The sequence below is a fragment of the Shigella sp. FC1967 genome, assembly GCF_001743005.1.
In the GTDB taxonomy this organism is placed as follows: domain Bacteria; phylum Pseudomonadota; class Gammaproteobacteria; order Enterobacterales; family Enterobacteriaceae; genus Proteus.
This window is the reverse complement of the sequence record NZ_MIIZ01000939.1, coordinates 1-1,733: the sequence shown is the minus strand read 5'-3', so window position 1 is coordinate 1,733 and position 1,733 is coordinate 1. Positions and strand designations below refer to the sequence as shown.

Below are 1,733 nucleotides of genomic sequence, written 5' to 3'. Positions count from 1 at the left end.
AGAACCTTTAGCGGATTTACTGTGGAATGAACCACAACATAATCCAGAAGACGCGGCAACTGCTTATATCAACACCGAAAAGGGTGTTGATGATACAAAAGCCGCTTTAGATGGTGCGCGTTATATTTTAATGGAGCGTTTTTCAGAGGATGCTGGATTATTGGCGAAAGTTCGTCAATATCTATGGAAAAATGCACATCTTGTCGCCAAAGTGATTGAAGGTAAAGAAGCAGAAGGGGCGAAGTTTAGTGATTATTTTGATCACCATGAGCCTATCGCTAACGTTCCTTCCCACCGCGCATTAGCTATGTTTCGTGGTCGAAACGAAGGGATCCTTCAATTATCACTTAATCCAGATCCGCAATTTGAAGAAGCACCTAAAGAGAGCTACGGTGAACAACTGGTTACTGAGCATTTAGGGTTACGTTTAAATAATCAACCCGCAGATAGCTGGCGTAAAGCCGTTGTAAGTTGGACTTGGCGCATAAAAGTTTTAATGCATATTGAAACTGAGTTGATGAGCCAATTACGGGAGAAAGCGGAAGAAGAAGCGATTAATGTTTTTGCCCGCAACCTTAATGATTTATTGATGGCAGCGCCTGCTGGCATGCGTGCCACAATGGGACTTGATCCGGGTTTACGTACGGGGGTTAAAGTTGCGGTTGTTGATAGCACGGGTAAATTAATCGCCACAGATACCATTTATCCACATACAGGACAAGCAGATAAAGCGGCGGCAAGTGTTGCTGCGTTATGTATTAAGCATAATGTTGAATTGGTCGCGATTGGTAATGGTACGGCTTCTCGTGAAACGGAACGCTTTTTTGCTGAAACAGTAAAACGTTATCCAGAAGTGAAAGCGCAAAAAGTGATTGTCAGTGAAGCTGGTGCATCCGTGTATTCAGCGTCAGAGCTTGCAGCTAATGAATTCCCCGATTTAGATGTTTCTATCCGTGGTGCGGTTTCTATTGCGCGTCGCTTACAAGATCCTCTGGCTGAACTTGTCAAAATTGATCCCAAATCAATTGGTGTTGGTCAATATCAGCACGACGTTAGCCAAACATTATTAGCGAGAAAACTTGATACTGTTGTTGAAGACTGTGTGAATGGCGTTGGTGTTGATTTAAATACAGCATCAGTACCGTTATTAACCCGTGTTGCGGGGCTTAGCCAATCTATTGCTCAAAATATCATTAGCTGGCGTGATGAAAATGGCCGTTTTGTTGATAGAAAACAGTTACTTAAAGTGGCGCGTTTAGGACCAAAAGCTTTTGAACAATGTGCTGGGTTCTTACGTATTCGAGATGGTAAAAACCCACTTGATGCCTCAACGGTTCACCCTGAAGCATATCCAATTGTTGAAAATATCCTGCAATCTACCCATCAAAAAAATTGATGATTTAATGGGTAATAGCACGTTGATTTCACAAGTAGATGCAAGAGCATTTATTACGGAGCAGTTTGGTCTACCAACGATTAATGACATCTTAAAAGAGTTAGCAAAACCGGGACGCGATCCACGCCCAGAGTTTAAAACAGCGACGTTTGCAGAAGGTGTCGAAACGATGAATGACTTAGTTAGTGGCATGATCCTTGAAGGAACAGTGACTAACGTGACTAATTTTGGTGCATTCGTTGATATCGGTGTACACCAAGATGGCTTGGTTCATATCTCTTCTTTAGCGGATAGATTTATTGAAGATCCACATACGGTGGTGAAAACCGGAGATATT

At 42.4% G+C, this 1,733-nt stretch carries 1 pseudogene; it reads left to right on the top strand.

From position 1 onward, the window contains the following. Positions 1-1,733: pseudogene (locus BHE89_RS16195) on the top strand (Tex family protein); the annotation flags it as partial.